The 17,167-nt window shown below is 70.7% G+C and carries 12 protein-coding genes and 1 tRNA gene; 10 read left to right on the top strand and 3 right to left on the bottom strand.

Annotation, left to right across the window (positions count from 1 at the left end; translation table 11 throughout):
• Nucleotides 1-20 precede the first annotated feature (20 nt).
• From pyk to IH54_RS0125830, 6 genes are all read left to right on the top strand, one after another.
• Nucleotides 21-1,463, top strand: a complete 1,443-nt coding sequence (gene pyk / locus IH54_RS0125855) for a pyruvate kinase (protein ID WP_031521123.1) — start codon at nucleotides 21-23, stop codon at nucleotides 1,461-1,463.
• A gap of 496 nt (nucleotides 1,464-1,959) precedes the next feature.
• On the top strand, nucleotides 1,960-3,225 hold the full coding sequence (locus tag IH54_RS0125850; RefSeq protein ID WP_234343838.1) for a branched-chain amino acid ABC transporter substrate-binding protein: 1,266 nt from the start codon (nucleotides 1,960-1,962) through the stop codon (nucleotides 3,223-3,225).
• Between the two features lie 148 nt (nucleotides 3,226-3,373).
• Nucleotides 3,374-4,303 carry a branched-chain amino acid ABC transporter permease gene (locus IH54_RS0125845; RefSeq protein ID WP_031521117.1) on the top strand — a complete coding sequence of 310 codons (930 nt, stop codon included), beginning with the start codon at nucleotides 3,374-3,376 and terminating at the stop codon, nucleotides 4,301-4,303.
• A gap of 4 nt (nucleotides 4,304-4,307) precedes the next feature.
• Entirely contained in the window at nucleotides 4,308-6,182 is a 1,875-nt protein-coding gene (locus IH54_RS0125840; RefSeq protein WP_031521114.1) for a branched-chain amino acid ABC transporter permease, read from the top strand.
• 8 nt (nucleotides 6,183-6,190) lie between these two features.
• Nucleotides 6,191-7,168: an ABC transporter ATP-binding protein gene (locus IH54_RS0125835; protein WP_031521111.1), complete on the top strand. Its 978-nt coding sequence runs from the start codon at nucleotides 6,191-6,193 to the stop codon at nucleotides 7,166-7,168.
• Nucleotides 7,165-7,881 carry an ABC transporter ATP-binding protein gene (locus IH54_RS0125830; protein WP_031521109.1) on the top strand — a complete coding sequence of 239 codons (717 nt, stop codon included), beginning with the start codon at nucleotides 7,165-7,167 and terminating at the stop codon, nucleotides 7,879-7,881. The genes IH54_RS0125835 and IH54_RS0125830 overlap by 4 nt, the downstream gene beginning before the upstream one ends.
• 115 nt (nucleotides 7,882-7,996) lie before the next feature.
• Here the strand turns inward: IH54_RS0125830 and IH54_RS0125825 are convergent, their stop codons facing one another.
• Nucleotides 7,997-8,560: an ANTAR domain-containing response regulator gene (locus IH54_RS0125825; protein ID WP_234343848.1), complete on the bottom strand. Its 564-nt coding sequence runs from the start codon at nucleotides 8,558-8,560 to the stop codon at nucleotides 7,997-7,999.
• 214 nt (nucleotides 8,561-8,774) lie between these two features.
• Here IH54_RS0125825 and IH54_RS0125820 point away from each other — a divergent pair.
• Together IH54_RS0125820 and IH54_RS0125815 are read left to right on the top strand one after the other, a co-directional pair.
• A tRNA-Leu gene (locus IH54_RS0125820) sits at nucleotides 8,775-8,850 on the top strand.
• A 107-nt stretch (nucleotides 8,851-8,957) separates the two neighbouring features.
• Entirely contained in the window at nucleotides 8,958-9,707 is a 750-nt protein-coding gene (locus IH54_RS0125815) for a helix-turn-helix domain-containing protein (RefSeq protein ID WP_031521104.1), read from the top strand.
• 7 nt (nucleotides 9,708-9,714) lie between these two features.
• On the opposite strand, the gene IH54_RS0125810 is transcribed toward IH54_RS0125815, so the two are convergent.
• Nucleotides 9,715-10,188, bottom strand: a complete 474-nt coding sequence (locus tag IH54_RS0125810; RefSeq protein ID WP_031521102.1) for a PaaI family thioesterase — start codon at nucleotides 10,186-10,188, stop codon at nucleotides 9,715-9,717.
• Between the two features lie 93 nt (nucleotides 10,189-10,281).
• Complete coding sequence (locus IH54_RS0125805; protein ID WP_031521100.1) at nucleotides 10,282-12,585, bottom strand: FdhF/YdeP family oxidoreductase; 2,304 nt, start codon at nucleotides 12,583-12,585, stop codon at nucleotides 10,282-10,284.
• A gap of 306 nt (nucleotides 12,586-12,891) precedes the next feature.
• On the opposite strand from IH54_RS0125805, the gene polA reads away from it, so the two are divergent.
• Nucleotides 12,892-15,606: a DNA polymerase I gene (gene polA, locus IH54_RS0125800; protein ID WP_199923462.1), complete on the top strand. Its 2,715-nt coding sequence runs from the start codon at nucleotides 12,892-12,894 to the stop codon at nucleotides 15,604-15,606.
• Between the two features lie 221 nt (nucleotides 15,607-15,827).
• A complete protein-coding gene (locus IH54_RS0125795) occupies nucleotides 15,828-17,138 on the top strand; it encodes a lytic transglycosylase domain-containing protein (protein ID WP_031521096.1) in 1,311 nt (436 codons plus the stop codon).
• Nucleotides 17,139-17,167 lie beyond the last annotated feature (29 nt).

The following is a 17,167-nucleotide window of genomic DNA, read 5'->3' as shown; positions in this document are numbered from 1 at the left end:
GTAAGTCATACGCTCGACACATGCGCCGAGCCAAGATTGTCTGCACCCTGGGACCTGCCACCGACTCCTACGACCAGATCAAGGCCCTGGTCGAGGCCGGAATGGACGTGGCACGCCTCAACCTGAGCCACGGAAGTTACGCCGAGCACGAGGACCGTTACCGTCGGGTGCGCAAGGCCTCCGACGAGATCGGCCGCAGCGTCGGCATCCTGGCGGACCTTCAGGGCCCGAAGATCAGGCTCGGCCGTTTCGCGGAGGGCCCTGTACTGCTTGAACGCGGTGACCTGTTCACCATCACCGCCGACGACATCGAGGGTGACCAGCAGATCTGCGGCACCACGTACAAGGGCCTGCCGGCCGACGTGGCGCGCGGCGAGCGGATCCTGGTCGACGACGGCCGGGTCACCCTGGAGGTGACGGACGTCGAGGGGCCGCGGGTGCACACCATGTGTATCGAGGGCGGCCTGGTCTCCGACAACAAGGGCCTCAACCTGCCGGGCGTCGCGGTGTCCGTGCCCGCGCTGTCCGACAAGGACATCCGGGACCTGCGCTGGGCGCTGCGCACCGGCGCGGACGTCGTCGCGCTGTCCTTCGTGCGCTCCGGGCGGGACGTGGACGACGTGCTGCGGGTGATGGCCGAGGAGGGCCGCCGGGTCCCGGTGATCGCCAAGATCGAGAAGCCGCAGGCGGTCGACAACCTCGAAGAGATCGTGGACGCCTTCGACGGCATCATGGTCGCCCGCGGCGACCTGGGTGTGGAGATGCCGCTGGAGGCGGTGCCGCTGGTGCAGAAACGTGCGGTCGCGCTGGCCCGGCGGAACGCCAAGCCGGTCATCGTCGCCACCCAGATGCTGGACTCGATGATCGACAACTCCCGCCCCACGCGCGCCGAGGCCAGCGACGTGGCCAACGCGGTCATGGACGGCACGGACGCGGTCATGCTGTCCGGCGAGACCAGCGTCGGCAAGTACCCGATCGCGACCGTCAAGACGATGGCGCGGATCGTCCGGGCGGCCGAGGAGGACATGCTCACGGCCGGCCTCGCGCCGCTCACCGACTCCTCCAAGCCGCGCACCCAGGGCGGCGCGGTGGCCAGGGCCGCCGCCGAGATGGGCGACTTCCTGGACGCCCGCTTCCTGGTCGCCTTCACGCAGTCCGGCGACACCGTCCGCCGGCTGTCCCGCTACCGCTCGCCCATCCCGGTGCTGGCCTTCACCCCGGAGCAGTCCACCCGCTCCCAGCTCACCCTGACCTGGGGCGTGGAGGCCTTCCTCGGCCCGATGGTGCAGACGACCGACGAGATGGTGCGGCAGGTGGACGAGGAGCTGCTGCGGATCGGCCGCTGCAAGAAGGGCGACGTCGTGGTGATCACGGCGGGCTCGCCGCCCGGAATGCCCGGCACCACCAATATGGTCCGGGTCCACCACATCGGTGTCGACGAGCTACCGCCGCGTAATGGGTGAACTCGAAATAGCTCCTGACTTCTTCCGCGCCCCCGTCGGCCACCGCCCGCGGGGGCGCGGTTTTTCGGCCCTCCGGACCCCCTCCGGGTATTTGCCCCTCGACTGCAATTAACGCTGCGTAACGCGCGCGCAATAAACATTCCCGGCGTCCGGCCGAACGGCCCGCGGCGGTCCCCGCCTGCCGCCCCCGCGGCCCCGGTCCGGCCGGTGGCGCCCCCGGAGGCCTTGCCCCGCACGGGAAGTGCGGTTTTCACTATCTGGGCGCCTCGGTGGCAAGTGGGCTATGTACGAAAAGTCCCCCGGAATCTCAAGAGAAGCTCAAGAGTTTCGGATCGGCATAACAAGACAGTCACACTCTTGGCCGCACCTATGCCTAATGGCACGAACCAGGCCTAGAGTCACGGCCAGTCACCGCGCCACCGGATTTGTCAGTTCGGGTTCCGCGCGCGGCTTCGGCTTCTCATGAGAGAAGGCCGTGTAGGGGAAAGGACTGACCGTGCGACAGCGTTCCTTGCTGATTCTCACCTCCGTGATCGCCACCGGGGCCCTCACGCTCTCCGCGTGCGGCTCACGCAGCGACGACGACAAAAAGGGCGGGGACAGCGGCGGCTCCGGCAGCAGCAGTGCTGCCTCCGGCGACAACATCACCGTGGTGATCGGCGTCGACGCGCCGCTGACCGGCGCCAACTCCGCCACCGGCCTGGGCATCCAGTACGGCGTCAAGCTCGCCGTCGAAGACGCGAACGCCAAGAAGCTCGTCCCCGGTGTGACCTTCCAGGTCAAGGCGCTGGACGACAAGGCGAACCCGGCCAACGGCCAGCAGAACGCCACGGCGTTCGTCTCCGACAAGAGCGTCATCGCCGCCGTCGGGCCGCTGAACTCCAACGTGGCCCTGACGATGCAGCAGGTCTTCAGCGACGCCAACATGGTGGAGATCTCGCCCTCCAACACCAACCCGGCGCTGACGCAGGGCAAGGACTGGGCGTCCGGCAAGCAGGTGCGCCCCTTCAAGACCTACTTCCGCACCGCCACCACCGACGCCAACCAGGGCAACTTCGCCGCCGACTACGCGGTCAACACGCTCAAGAAGAAGAGCGCGTTCGTCGTCGACGACAAGCAGACCTACGGCGCGGGCCTCGCGGCGATCTTCAAGGAGAAGTTCGGCGCGCTGGGCGGCAAGGTCATCGGCACCGACCACATCAACACCGGTGACAACGACTACTCCACCCTCGTCACCAAGATCAAGAACTCGCACGCCGACATGCTCTACTACGGCGGCCAGTACGACGAGGCCGAGCTGATCACCAAGCAGCTCAAGGCGGCCGGTGTGAACATCCCGCTCATGGGCGGCGACGGCATGTACTCCGACACGTACATCAAGACCGCCGGCCAGGCCGCCGAGGGCGACATCGCGACCTCCGTGGGCGTGCCCGTCGACAGCCTGCCCGCCGCGCAGGAGTTCATCAAGGCGTACAAGGCGAACAAGTACCCGGGTGACTACGGCACCTACGGCGGTTACTCGTACGACGCCGCCACCGCCATCATCAAGGCGGTCGGCCAGGTGGTCCAGGCCAACAACGGCAAGCTGCCCGACGACGCCCGCGCGAAGGTCGTCGACGGCGTGCAGAAGGCCGACTTCGACGGCATCGCCGGCCACATCTCGTTCGACCAGTACGGCGACACCACCAACAAGCAGCTCACGGTCTACCAGGTCAAGAGCGGCAAGTGGGTGGCGGTCAAGTCCGGCGTGTACACCGGCTGACCGACCCCGGTACCACCCGGGCCGCGCGGTCGGTCGCACCGACCGCGCGGCCCGCAGTACATCCGGGCCCCGGCGAACCCGCCGGGCCCCGCCACCGGTCCCACCCTGTCACCCGTCCCCGTCCACCCAGCGACATGGAGGCCATGCGGTGCACACCCTGCCGCAACAGCTGGCCAACGGGCTGTTCATCGGCTCGATGTACGGGCTCATCGCCATCGGCTACACGATGGTGTACGGCATCGTCCAGCTCATCAACTTCGCCCACGGCGAGATCTACATGACCGGCGCCTTCGGTGCGCTCGCGGTCTACACGAACCTTCCCGACGGCATGTCCATATGGGCGGCGCTGCCGCTCATGCTGGCCGGCGGCGCCATCGTGTCCGTCCTCATCGCGGTCGGCGCGGAACGTCTCGCCTACCGCCCGCTGCGGAACGCCCCACGGCTGGCACCGCTGATCACCGCCATCGGCCTCTCCCTCGCGCTCCAGCAGGCGGTCTTCCTCTGGTACCCGAACGCCACCGCGGGCAAGCACTTCCCGCAGCTGCCCGGCGGTCCGTTCCACGTGGGCTCCGTCGACATCCAGACCGGTGACATCTTCCTGGTGGCCGCGGCCGTGGTGTGCATGACCGCGCTCGCCGGCTTCGTCCGCACCTCGCGCACCGGCCGGGCGATGCAGGCCACCGCGCAGGACCCGGACACGGCGAAGCTGATGGGCATCGACACCAACCGCATCATCGTGATCGCCTTCGCCATCGGCGGCTTCTTCGCCGCCGTCGCCGGTCTCGCCTCCGGCCTGAAGTACGGCCAGATCAAGTACGACATCGGCTTCCAGGCGGGCCTGAAGGCCTTCACCGCCGCCGTCCTCGGCGGCATCGGCAACATCTACGGAGCCATGCTCGGCGGCCTCGTCCTCGGCATCGCCGAGTCCTGCTCCTCCGCGTACATCTCCAACATCCCCGGCATGCAGCAGCTCGGCGGCAGCGAGTGGGCCAACGTCTGGGCGTTCGTCCTGCTCATCGTGGTGCTGCTGGTCCGGCCGCAGGGCCTGCTCGGCGAACGCGTAGCGGACAGGGCGTGATCGTATGACCGACCTTCCCACCACGGCACAGGGACTGCCCGTCACCGACCCGGACGGCGGACGCGTCCTGAGGTACCTGCCGCTGCCCTTCGCCGCCGCGCGGCTGCTGGTGCTGCTCGGCGCCGCGGTGTCGATCGCCTCGACCTTCATGTCGTGGACGTACACCACCGACTTCCCGGGCGACCTGACCGTCAGCGGCTACCCCGGCGGCCTGCAGATCATGACGCTGGTCGCCGGAATCCTGACCGCCGTCGTCGCGCTGGGCGCCTTCCGGGTGCCCGGCCTGGGGTGGCTCAACCCCAGCCGCTCGTACAACTCGGTGCTGCTGCTGGCCGTCGGCACCTTCGGCACCACCTGGTACACCGTCATCGACATCGCGGCCAAGCTGCACGGCCTGGCCAACCTCGACCCCGGCGGCTGGATCGCCGCCGGCGGCAGCGCGGTCCTGGTGATCGGCGCGCTCGGGCTGCCCGCCCACCGCCCGCCGCTGGAGGAGGACGACGACTACGCCGAGCGCGGCCTGTTCGCCTCCGCCGGCGTCGTCCGGCTCTACCACCTCCTGCGCGGCCTGCGGGTCAGCAACGCCGAACTCAAGGTCGCCGACCCCCGCCGCCTCAACGTCTGGCTCCAGCGGCTGGCGATCGTCGTGGTCTTCGCCGCGGCCGTGAAGGTCCTCACCTACGGCCTCGCGACCAGCTACAGCGACATCTTCATCGGCTTCATGATCGTCGTCTGCTTCACCTTCTGGGGCCTGGCCGGCGCCGGGCTCACCCGGCAGTTCCAGCAGATCACCCGGCAGAACAAGATCTTCTCCTCCAGCGCCTGCATCGTCGCCGCCATCGCCTACCCGTTCGTCCAGAACGACGAGCACTGGGCCAACCTCGGCGTCAACATCCTCATCGTCGGCACCGTCGCCCTCGGCCTGAACATCGTCGTCGGCCTCACCGGCCTGCTGGACCTCGGGTACGTCGCTTTCCTCGGCGTCGGCGCCTACACCGCCGCCCTGGTCTCCGGCTCCCAGTACTCGATCTGGTCCGGCACGCAGTTCCCGTTCTGGGCCGCCGCCCTCACCGGAGCCGCCGCGGCCCTGGTGTTCGGCGTGCTGATCGGCGCCCCGACGCTGCGGCTGCGCGGCGACTACCTGGCCATCGTCACGCTCGGCTTCGGAGAGATCTTCCGTATCGTCGTCAACAACCTCGACGGCGTGAGCGGCCCGAAGATCACCAACGGCCCGAACGGCATCGCCGTCATCCCGGACCTGTCGATCTTCGGCTACAACCTGGGCAAGACCCATGACGTCGGCGGCTTCGAGCTCGGCAGGTTCGCCAACTACTACCTGCTGATGCTGCTGATCACCGTCATCGTGGTGCTGGTCTTCACCCGGGCCGCCGACTCCCGGATCGGCCGCTCGTGGATCGCCATCCGCGAGGACGAGACCGCGGCCACCGCGATGGGCATCAACGGCTTCCGGGTCAAGCTCGTCGCCTTCGCCCTCGGCGCCTGCCTCGCGGGCCTGGCCGGCACCGTCAGCGCGCACGTCACCAACTCCGTGGTGCCCACCCCGTACGTCTTCTCCGGCTCGACGCCGCCGAACTCCGCCTTCCTGCTCGCCGCCGTCGTCCTCGGCGGCATGGGTACGGTCAGCGGTCCGATCCTGGGCGCGTCGCTGCTCTTCCTGATCCCGGAGAAGCTGGACTTCCTCGCCAAGTACGAGCTGTTCGCCTTCGGCCTCGCGCTGGTCCTGATCATGCGGCTGCGGCCGGAGGGCATCATCGCCAACCGGCGCAGGCAACTGGAGTTCCACGAGGACGAAGCCACCGCGCCCGGCAAGCGCACCCTCGGCGACGACACCGTATCCGTCGGCACGGCGGGGGCGTGAAGGACACCATGACCACCACCATTCCGCACCAGTCCGCCCCGCGCGACGAGCCTGGCGGCCCGCTGCTCCAGGCCAGCGGCGTCGTCATGCGGTTCGGCGGCCTGACCGCCGTCCGCGACGTCGACCTCACCGTCAACTCCGGGGAGATCGTCGGGCTCATCGGCCCCAACGGCGCGGGCAAGACCACCTTCTTCAACTGCCTCACCGGGCTGTACGTCCCGACCGAGGGCACCGTCAGCTACCGCGGCACGGTGCTGCCGCCCAAGCCGCACCTGGTCACCAAGGCCGGCATCGCCCGCACCTTCCAGAACATCCGGCTGTTCGCCAACATGACGGTGCTGGAGAACGTCCTGGTCGGGCGGCACACCAGGACCAAGGAAGGGCTGATCTCGGCGATCATCCGCGGTCCCGGCTACCACCGGGCGGAGGCCACCTCGCGGGCCCGCGCGATGGAGCTGCTGGAATTCACCGGCCTCGCCGGCAAGGCCGACCACCTCGCCCGCAACCTGCCCTACGGCGAGCAGCGCAAGCTGGAGATCGCCCGCGCGCTCGCGAGCGAGCCCGGTCTGCTGCTGCTCGACGAGCCGACCGCGGGCATGAACCCGCAGGAGACCCGGGCCACCGAGGAACTGGTCTTCGCCGTCCGGGACCAGGGTGTCGCCGTGCTCGTCATCGAGCACGACATGCGCTTCATCTTCAACCTGTGCGACCGCGTCGCCGTGCTCGTGCAGGGCGAGAAGCTGGTCGAGGGCAGCTCCGAGGTCGTCCAGCAGGACGAGCGGGTCATCGCCGCGTACCTCGGCGAGCCCTTCGACGCGGGCGGGGAGCAGGCGCAGCCGGAGCCCTCGGCGGAGCCGTTGCCGGAGCCGCAGCCGGAGGCGTCGCCGGAGGCGTCGCCGGAACCGGAACCGGAACCGGAACCGTCGCCGGAGCCTTCGCCGGAACCGGAGCAGGGGCAGGACGAGCAGCAGGAGAACGACAAATGACCGCACTGCTCGAAGTGGACAACCTGCGCGTCGCGTACGGCAAGATCGAGGCCGTCAAGGGCATCTCGTTCTCCGTCGAGGCCGGCCAGGTCGTCACCCTCATCGGCACCAACGGCGCGGGTAAGACCACCACCCTGCGCACCCTCAGCGGGCTGCTGCGGCCCGTCGGCGGGAAGATCGTCTTCGACGGGCGCCCGCTGCACCGCGAACCCGCCCACAAGATCGTGGCGCTGGGCCTGGCCCACTCGCCCGAGGGCAGGCACATCTTCCCCAGCCTGACCATCGAGCAGAACCTCCAGCTCGGCGCGTACCTCCGCAAGGACGCCGCCGGGATCACGCAGGACATGGAGCGCGCCTACACGCTCTTCCCGATCCTCGGCGAGCGCCGCAAGCAGGCCGCGGGCACCCTGTCCGGCGGTGAGCAGCAGATGCTGGCCATGGGCCGGGCGCTGATGTGCCGGCCCAAGCTGCTGATGCTGGACGAACCGTCGATGGGCCTGTCGCCGATCATGATGCAGAAGATCATGGCGACGATCAAGGAGCTCAAGGAGCAGGGCACCACCATCCTGCTCGTCGAGCAGAACGCGCAGGCCGCGCTGTCGCTCGCCGACCAGGCGCACGTCATGGAGGTCGGCACCATCAAGCTCTCCGGCACCGGCGCGGAGCTGCTGACCGACGAGGGCGTCCGCAAGACCTACCTCGGCGAGGACTGAGCCGCGCCCGTACGCGGAAGGGGCCGCACCCGGATCGCCGGGTGCGGCCCCCTCGTCGTACGGACGTACCGTCGTACGGACGTACCGTCGTACGGACGTACCGTCGTCGGCGGCTCTACTCGCCCGCGACCTCCTCGATCACGGCCTGGGCCACCGCCTGCATCGACATCCGGCGGTCCATCGACGTCTTCTGGATCCAGCGGAAGGCGGCCGGCTCCGTCAGGCCGTACTTCGTCTGCAGCACGCTCTTCGCGCGGTCCACCAGCTTGCGCGTCTCCAGCCGCTGCGAGAGGTCGGCGACCTCGTCCTCCAGCGCCCGCAGCTCCTGGAAGCGGCTGACCGCCATCTCGATCGCCGGCACCAGGTCGCTCTTGCTGAACGGCTTGACCAGGTAGGCCATCGCGCCCGCGTCCCGCGCCCGCTCCACCAGCTCGCGCTGCGAGAAGGCGGTGAGCATCAGCACCGGCGCGAGCTTCTCGCCCGCGATGCGCTCGGCCGCCGAGATCCCGTCCAGCACCGGCATCTTCACGTCGAGGATCACCAGGTCCGGGCGGTGTTCCTCGGCGAGTTTGATCGCCGCCTCCCCGTCGCCGGCCTCGCCGACGACCGCGTAGCCCTCCTCCTCCAGCATCTCCTTGAGGTCCAGCCGGATCAGCGCCTCGTCCTCCGCGATCACCACACGGGTGGTCTGCGGGGGTACGTGCGACGATGCCGCGGGCTGCTCGGACGGCTGGTCGGCGGGCGGATCGGTCTGCTCGCCGGACTGCGCGGCGGGCTCGTCGGGGGCGCTCACGGTGCTCCTCGGTTCAGGCGGGGTGCTGCTACTAGAGCCTACCCAGCTCCGCTAAGGTAGGACCACGCAGGACCGCCGTAGGCCCCGCGTTTCGCAAGGAGCCCCGGTAGCCCAGCGGTAGAGGCAGTGCTCTCAAACAGCATCCAGCGTGGGTTCGAATCCCACCCGGGGTACCACAACTTCCCACACCCAGGTAAAGGTGCCTTTGGCAAGGTCACTGAACAGGGTGAACTTTCGTTCGGTCGCGTCTGCCGGTCGACCTTCGTCGTGCATTCTCGGTCGTATGTACGACCTCGCGACCCGTTGTCGGGCCCTTGCCCTGCTTGCCGAAGGCCACAGCCTCAACGCCACCAGTCGTAGCACCGGCATATCGCGTGCGGCCATCCGCGGCTGGGCCACCCACGGGCCGGGAATGTCCGGCACCGGCCGCACCCCGCTGTGCACCGACGGCCCGGCCTACCCGTACCTACTCGGGCTCTACCTGGGCGACGGCTGCCTCAGCCGAAACGGCCGCGGCGTCTACGCCCTGCGGATCGCCTGTTCCAACTCATGGCCCGGCCTCATCGATGCTTGCGAGCACGCCATCCGTGCCGTCCGGCCGGGCGGCTCCGTCTGCCGTGTGCGACAGCAGGGCTGCGTCCAGGTCACGGCATGCAGCAAGCAATGGCCGACGGTCTTTCCCCAGCATGGCCCCGGTCGCAAGCACGAGCGTCACATCGCGCTTGAACCGTGGCAGCAGACGATCGTCGACACGTACCCGTGGGAGTTCGTCCGCGGTTTGGTGCACTCCGACGGATGCCGCATCACCAACTGGACGACAAGGCTGGTTGGAGGCGAACCGAAGCGCTACGAGTACCCGCGGTATTTCTTCACCAACGTCTCCGACGGCATACGTGCGCTCTTCTGCGAAACCCTCGACTTGGTCGGCGTGGAATGGAGGGTAGCCGGAGGCGGCAAGCGGCCGTACAGCGTCTCTGTCGCCCGCCGGGCCTCCGTGGAGCTCATGGATCTGCACGTCGGGGCCAAGTACTGAGACGGGGTCACGCCGTCGCCGCGGGGGCGGCTGGGCGCAGCATGCAGGTCAGCCGGGCGGTGCAGACGCGCTTGCCGGAGTCGTCGTCGGTGATCACGATCTCGTAGGTGGCCGAGGAGCGGCCGCGGTGCACCGGCGTCGCGGTGCCCGTGACCTGGCCCTGGCGCATACCGCGGTGGTGCGTCGCGTTGAGGTCGACACCGACCGCGATCTTGCTGGGTCCGCCGTGCAGCATCGCGCCGACCGAGCCCAGCGTTTCCGCCAGCACCGCCGAGGCGCCGCCGTGCAGCAGTCCGTACGGCTGGGTGTTGCCCTCCACCGGCATCGTGCCGACCACCTGCTCCGGCGACGCCTCCAGGATGCGGATGTTCATCCGCACGCCCAGGTGGCCGGCTGAGAAGAGCGCCTGCAGGTCGATGCCGAGCCCGGCGTACTGCTCCAGGATCTCCTGCGGGAAACGGGTGACGGTCTGCTCGCCCATGCGCTCGGCTCCGATCGGCCTCTACGTCGCTGTCGTGGTGGGTGTACCGGACAGCCTTGTCCTTATCCCTCGCTTTCTACCGCACAGGCGCGGTCACGGGCGCGCCGGGTCGGCCGGGGCACCCTCGCGGGACCTCTCCAGCCGGATGACGACGGACTTGGCGGCGGGCGTGTTGCTGGTCTCGGCCGTGTGGTCCAGCGGGATCAGCACGTTGGTCTCCGGGTAGTACGCGGCGGTGCATCCGCGCGGTGTCGGGTAGTGGACGACCCGGAAGCCGTCCGCGCGCCGCTCCGAGCCGTCCCGCCACTCGCTGACCAGGTCGGCGTAATCCCCGTCGCGCAGGCCTGCGGCCGCCGCGTCGTCGGCGTGCACCAGCACCACCCGGCGGCCGCCCTTGATCCCGCGGTAGCGGTCGTCGAGGCCGTAGATCGTGGTGTTGTACTGGTCGTGCGAGCGCAGCGTCTGCAGCAGCAGTCGGCCCTCGGGCACGGTGGGGTACTCCAGCGGCGCGGCCGTGAAGTTGGCCTTGCCGGTCGCGGTGGGGAAGGTGCGCGTGTCGCGCGGGCCGTGCGGCAGCGTGAAGCCGCCGGGGCGGCGCACCTTGGCGTTGAAGTCGTCGAAGCCCGGCACCACGCGGGCGATGCGGTCGCGGATCAGGTCGTAGTCGCTCTCGAACTCCGCCCACGGCACCCCGCTGCGGTCGCCGAACACCGCGCGGGCCAGCCGGGAGACGATCGCCGGCTCCGACAGCAGCTGCGGCGAGGCCGGCGCCAGCCCGCCGCGTGAGGCGTGCACCATGCCCATCGAGTCCTCGACGCTGACGAACTGCGGGCCGGCGGCCTGCACGTCCTTCTCGGTGCGGCCGAGCGTCGGCAGGATCAGCGCGCGGGCGCCGGTCACCGCGTGCGAGCGGTTGAGTTTCGTCGAGACGTGCACGGTCAGCCGGGCGCGGCGCATCGCCGCCTCCGTGACGTCGGTGTCGGGGGAGGCCGCGACGAAGTTGCCGCCCATCGCGAAGAAGACCTTCGCCTGCCCGTCGCGCAGCGCGCGGATCGCCCGCACCACGTCCAGGCCGTGCTCGCGCGGCGGCTCGAAGCCGAACTCCTTCTGCAGGGCGTCCAGGAAGGCCGCGGTGGGCCGCTCGAAGATGCCCATCGTGCGGTCGCCCTGCACGTTGCTGTGTCCGCGCACCGGGCAGACCCCGGCGCCCGGGCGGCCCACGTTGCCGCGCAGCAGCAGGAAGTTGACGACCTCGCGGATCGTCGGCACCGCGTGCTTGTGCTGGGTCAGGCCCATCGCCCAGCACACCACGACGCTTTTCGCGTCCAGCACCATGGCGTGGAGCTTCTCGATCTCGGCCCGCTCCAGGCCGGTGGCTCGCTCCACCTCCGCCCAGTCCGCGGCGCGGGCCGCGGCCTCGTAGTCGGCGAAGCCGTGGGTGTGCTCGGCGATGAAGGCGCGGTCCAGCGCGCCCGCCTCGATCAGCAGCCGGCCCAGCGCCCGGAAGAGCGCCTGGTCGCCGCCCAGCCGCACGGGCAGGAAGAGGTCGGTGAGCTTGGTGCCCGGTCCCGCGAGGCCCCCCGCGGTCTGCGGGTTGCGGAAGCGCTCCATGCCCGCCTCGGGCAGCGGGTTGACGGTGACGACCTTCGCGCCGCCGCGCTTGGCCTTCTCCAGGGCCGACAGCATCCGCGGGTGGTTCGTGCCCGGGTTCTGGCCTGCCACGACGATCAGCTCGGCGCGGTGCAGGTCGTCGAGCAGCACACTGCCCTTGCCGACGCCGAGGGTCTCGGTCAGGGCCGAGCCGGACGACTCGTGGCACATGTTGGAGCAGTCCGGCAGGTTGTTGGTGCCGAACTCGCGGGCGAAGAGCTGGAAGAGGAAGGCGGCCTCGTTGCTGGTGCGGCCGGAGGTGTAGAAGACGGCCTCGTCCGGTGAGCCGAGCGCGTGCAGTTCCTCGGCGACCAGCTCGAAGGCCCGCTCCCACGGCACGGCCTCGTAGTGCTCGGCGCCCTCCGCCAGGTACATCGGCTGGGTGATGCGGCCCTGCTGCCCGAGCCAGTAGCCGCTGCGCCGGGCGAGGTCGGCGACCGGGTGCGCGGCGAAGAAGTCGGGCGTGACGCGGCGCAGTGTCGCCTCCTCGGCGACGGCCTTGGCGCCGTTCTCGCAGAACTCGAAGGTGTGCCGGTGGTCCGGCTCCGGCCACGCGCACCCGGGGCAGTCGAAACCGTCCTTCTGGTTGACCTTGAGCAGCGTGAGCGTCGCCCGCCGGGCGCCCATCTGCGCCCCGGCCACCTTCATCGTGTGCCCGACCGCCGGCAACCCGGCGGCAGCCTTCTTCGGCGCGCTGACGTGCGGCGCGTCCTGGACGGGATCACCCTCGGGAGCCTTCTTCGCCATAGCGACGATCCTCCCACCGTTTGTTGCCGCCGGCTCCGCCTCCGGGCGCTTGTATGCGGTTTGGGGGCGGAGCCGGACGGAGTCCGGGGGGAGGTCGACCGTGCTCGGTCCCTCGTTCCCCGGAACCTCCGCTCGCCCCGGAGCTTCGCCTGGGCGGGTGCCCCCATCGTTGCGATACGGGCGCGCCCCTTGGCTCGCCGTCCACCGGCGAACCCACCTCCGTCGGCGATGCCGGGCGGCGCGGATCGCGTGCCCCGACCCGGTTGGAATCCGGGATTGTCGGTGGCGCGTGGGAGGATCGCTCACGTGGCAACGAAAGCATCGAAGACGACGACCGACCGCCCCCGCCTGATGCTGCTGGACGGGCATTCGCTGGCGTACCGGGCGTTCTACGCGCTGCCCGTGGAGAATTTCAGCACCGCCACGGGGCAGCCGACGAACGCGATCTACGGCTTCACGTCCATGCTGTCGAACACGCTGCGTGACGAGCAGCCGACGCATCTGGCGGTCGCCTTCGACGTCTCCCGCAAGACCTGGCGCTTCGACGAGTATCCGGAGTACAAGGCGACGCGCACCAAGACGCCCGACGAGTTCCGCAGCCAGGTCGAGCTGATCGGCGAGCTGCTGGACTCGATGGGGGTGAAGCGCTTCGCCGTCGAGGGATTCGAGGCGGACGACGTCATCGCCACCCTCGCCACCCAGGCCGAGGAGCTCGGCTACGACGTGCTCATCGTCACCGGCGACCGGGATTCCTTCCAGCTGGTCAGCGACCACGTCACCGTGCTCTACCCGACCAAGGGCGTGTCCGAGCTGACGCGGTACACCCCGGCGAAGGTCGAGGAGAAGTACGGCCTGACCCCGCGGCAGTACCCGGACTTCGCGGCGCTGCGCGGCGACCCGTCCGACAACCTGCCCGGCATCCCCGGCGTGGGGCCGAAGACGGCGACGAAGTGGATCAACGAGTTCGGCTCGTTCGAGGCGCTGGTCGAGCGGGTGGACGAGGTCAAGGGCAAGGCCGGCGAGGCGCTGCGGGAGCACCTGGACGCCGTCAAGCTCAACCGTCGGCTGACCGAGATGGTCAAGGACGTCGCGCTGCCCGTCGGCCCCGAGGGCCTGGAGCGCGTGCCGTACGACCGCGCCGCGGTCACCGGCGTGCTGGACGTGCTGGAGTTCCGCCACGCCAACTTCCGCGACCGGCTCTTCGCCGCCGACCCCGGCGAGGCGGAGGAGGAGGCGGAGGTCGCCGAGGGCGTCGCCGTCGAGGGCACGGTGCTGGCCGCCGGTGACCTGCCGGACTGGCTCGCCGGGCACGGCGGGGTGCCGGTCGGCCTCGCCACCGTCGACACCTGGGCGCTGGGCGCCGGCAGCGTCACCCAGATCGCGCTCGCCACCGCGGAGGATGCCGCGTGGTTCGACCCCGCGCAGCTCGACGAGGCCGACGAGCGGGCCTTCGCCGGCTGGCTCGCCGACCCCGGCCGCCCCAAGGTGCTGCACAACGCCAAGAACACCGCCCGGGTCTTCGCCGAGCACGGCTGGACGGTCGAGGGGGTGTCGATGGACACCGCGCTCGCCGCCTACCTGATCAAGCCGGGCCGCCGCTCCTTCGCGCTCGACGTGCTGTCGGTGGAGTATCTGGGCCGCGAGCTGGCCCCGGTCGACAGCGGCAGCGGCCAGCTCGCCTTCGGTGAAGAGGGCGACGAGGAGGGCGCGGCCGCAGCCGGCGCCCTGATGGTGCAGGCCCGCACGGTGCTCGACCTCGGCGAGGTCTTCGGCGCGCGGCTGCCCGAGGTCGGCGCCGCCGAGCTGCTGCACGACCTGGAGCTGCCGACGTCCGCGCTGCTGGCGAAGATGGAGCGGACCGGCATCGCCGCCGACCGGGCCCATCTGGAGGGACTGGAGCAGCAGTTCGCCGCCGCCGTCCAGCACGCGGTGGGCGAGGCGCACGCCTCGGTGGGCCACGAGTTCAACCTCGGCTCGCCCAAGCAGCTCCAGGAGGTGCTGTTCGGAGAGCTGGGCCTGCCCAAGACCAAGAAGACCAAGACGGGCTACACCACGGACGCCGACGCGCTGGCCTGGCTCGCCGCGCAGACCGAGCACGAGCTGCCGGTCATCATGCTGAGGCACCGCGAGCAGGCCAAGCTGCGCGTCACCGTGGAGGGCCTGGTCAAGACGGTCGCCCCTGACGGGCGGATCCACACCACCTTCAGCCAGATCGTCGCCGCCACCGGCCGGCTGTCGTCCACCGACCCCAACCTGCAGAACGTGCCGGTCCGCACCGACGAGGGCCGGGCCATCCGCCGCGGCTTCGTCGTCGGCGCGGGCTACGAGTCGCTGCTGACCGCGGACTACAGCCAGATCGAGCTGCGCGTCATGGCCCACCTGTCCGAGGACGAAGGCCTCATCGCCGCCTTCACCTCCGGCGAGGACCTGCACACCACCGTCGGCTCCCAGGTCTTCGGCGTCGGGCGGGACGCGGTCGACGCGGAGATGCGCCGCAAGATCAAGGCCATGTCCTACGGCCTGGCGTACGGGCTGTCGGCCTTCGGCCTGTCGCAGCAGCTCGGCATCGAGGCCGCCGAGGCGCGCGCGCTCATGGAGACGTACTTCGAGCGCTTCGGCGGGGTGCGCGACTACCTGCACCGCGTCGTCGAGGAGGCCCGCGTCACCGGCTACACCGAGACGCTGCTCGGCCGCCGCCGGTACCTGCCCGACCTCAACAGTGACAACCGGCAGCGCCGCGAGATGGCCGAGCGCATGGCGCTCAACGCGCCGATCCAGGGCTCGGCCGCGGACATCGTCAAGCTCGCGATGCTGCGGGTCGACGAGGCGCTCACCAAGGAGCAGCTGGCGTCCCGCATGCTGCTCCAGGTGCACGACGAGATCGTGCTCGAGGTCGCCCCCGGCGAGCGGGCCGCGGTCGAGGAGTTGGTGCGCCGCGAGATGGCCGGGGCGTATCCGCTGCGCGCGCCGCTGGACGTGTCGGTGGGCGCCGGGCCCGACTGGGAGTCGGCGGCCCACTGAGTCCCCCGGGGCGGGGCCGCGCGCTCCGGCGCGCGCCCCGCCGGGCCGGTGACCAGCAGGTGACCGGGGGGAAAACGGCGGGCGGTGACAAGCCGGCCGTGCCCGTTTGCGCACATTTTGAGTACGTCCGCACGGTGGTCACGTGCCGCAAGTTGCCGTAGGGTCGGCGGAGTTGTGGCGCCGGGGACGGCGCACTCCGCACCTGGGAGGGGAAGCGCCCTATGGCAGCGCGGCGTTACGGCCGAAGGCTACGCAGGGGAGCGGCCGGCACGGCGGTTGCCGCCGCGGCGATGGCGGCGCTCAGCGCGTCACAGGCACCGGGCTTCCTCCCGGTCGCCCACGCCGCCCCCGCTCACACGGAGCAGCAGACGACCGTGGCCCCGCCACCCGGGCCGGCCATCGACGGTGACACGCCCTACATCACCGACATGCCGCCGCTGAACACCCCCACCGGACCGCCGCTGGTCTCCCCGACACCGGGAGCCCCCGGCGGTCCTTCGGTGAACGTCCCCACCGACGGCTCCGGCCTGCCCGCGACCGTGCTCGCCGCCTACCAGCGCGCCGAGGCCTCCGTCGCCGAGAGCGACCCCGGCTGCCACCTGCCCTGGGAACTCCTCGCCGCCATCGGCCAGGTCGAGTCCAACCAGGCCCGGCACGGTGCGGTCGACGCCAACGGCACCACCTACAAGCCGATCCTCGGGCCCGTCCTCAACGGCAACGGCTTCGCGAACATCAGCGACACGGACGGCGGGCGCTACGACGGGGACCCGGTCCACGACCGGGCCGTCGGGCCCATGCAGTTCATCCCCTCGACGTGGGAGCGCTGGGGAGCGGACGGCAACGGCGACGGCAGGGACGACCCGAACAACATCTACGACGCCGCGCTCGCCGCCGCGCACTACCTGTGCGCGGACGGCCGGGACCTCGCCGTGCCGGCCCAGATGGACCGGGCGATCCTCGGCTACAACCACTCGCAGGCCTACCTCTCGCTGGTCCGCGCCTGGTACGACCACTTCAAGCAGGGCGGGGCCGTCTCCGTGCCCGACAGCCCCGGTACGCCGGCGGCTCCGGCCAAGCCCGGTGCGCCGGGCAAGCCGCCTACTACCACGCCGCCCGCGGCGGGCAGCGGCGGCGAGTCCACGACGCCGGTCGAGCCCGGGGGCGGCACGACGACGCCGCCGCCGACCGACGGCGGGACGACGACCCCGCCGCCGAGCGACGGCTCGGGCGACCCGACCACGCCGCCCACGGACGGCGGGACGACCACGCCGCCGCCGAGTGACGGCTCGGGCGACCCGACGACCCCGCCCACGGACGGGGGTTCGACGGACCCGACGACGCCGCCGGTGTGCGAGTCGCCGACCCCGACGGACTCGGCGACGCCGACCCCCACGGACTCCGGCACGCAGACGGAGGACCCGTGCGCGACGGCTGCGCCGACGCCTGAGGAGACCCCGTCCGGGGCGGGTTCCGCCTCTCCCTCGGCCTCGCAGCCGGCGACCGCTGACGCGGTGGGGTCCTCGGAGAGCTGAGCCCCTGCGGGCGGGGGGCGGTTGCGCCC

The sequence above is a fragment of the Streptomyces sp. NRRL F-5123 genome (genome assembly GCF_000721495.1).
Lineage (GTDB): Bacteria > Actinomycetota > Actinomycetes > Streptomycetales > Streptomycetaceae > Actinacidiphila.
This window is presented reverse-complemented; position numbering and strand designations above follow the sequence as displayed.

What these genes read in the sequence shown, in the direction of transcription:
- pyk (WP_031521123.1), top strand. Translation starts at nt 21, where the DNA reads ATGCGCCGAGCCAAGATTGTCTGCACCCTGGGACCTGCCACCGACTCC.
- IH54_RS0125840 (WP_031521114.1), top strand. Translation starts at nt 4,308, where the DNA reads ATGACCGACCTTCCCACCACGGCACAGGGACTGCCCGTCACCGACCCG.
- IH54_RS0125835 (WP_031521111.1), top strand. Translation starts at nt 6,191, where the DNA reads ATGACCACCACCATTCCGCACCAGTCCGCCCCGCGCGACGAGCCTGGC.
- IH54_RS0125830 (WP_031521109.1), top strand. Translation starts at nt 7,165, where the DNA reads ATGACCGCACTGCTCGAAGTGGACAACCTGCGCGTCGCGTACGGCAAG.
- IH54_RS0125815 (WP_031521104.1), top strand. Translation starts at nt 8,958, where the DNA reads ATGTACGACCTCGCGACCCGTTGTCGGGCCCTTGCCCTGCTTGCCGAA.
- IH54_RS0125810 (WP_031521102.1), bottom strand. Translation starts at nt 10,188, where the DNA reads ATGGGCGAGCAGACCGTCACCCGTTTCCCGCAGGAGATCCTGGAGCAG.
- IH54_RS0125805 (WP_031521100.1), bottom strand. Translation starts at nt 12,585, where the DNA reads ATGGCGAAGAAGGCTCCCGAGGGTGATCCCGTCCAGGACGCGCCGCAC.
- IH54_RS0125795 (WP_031521096.1), top strand. Translation starts at nt 15,828, where the DNA reads ATGGCAGCGCGGCGTTACGGCCGAAGGCTACGCAGGGGAGCGGCCGGC.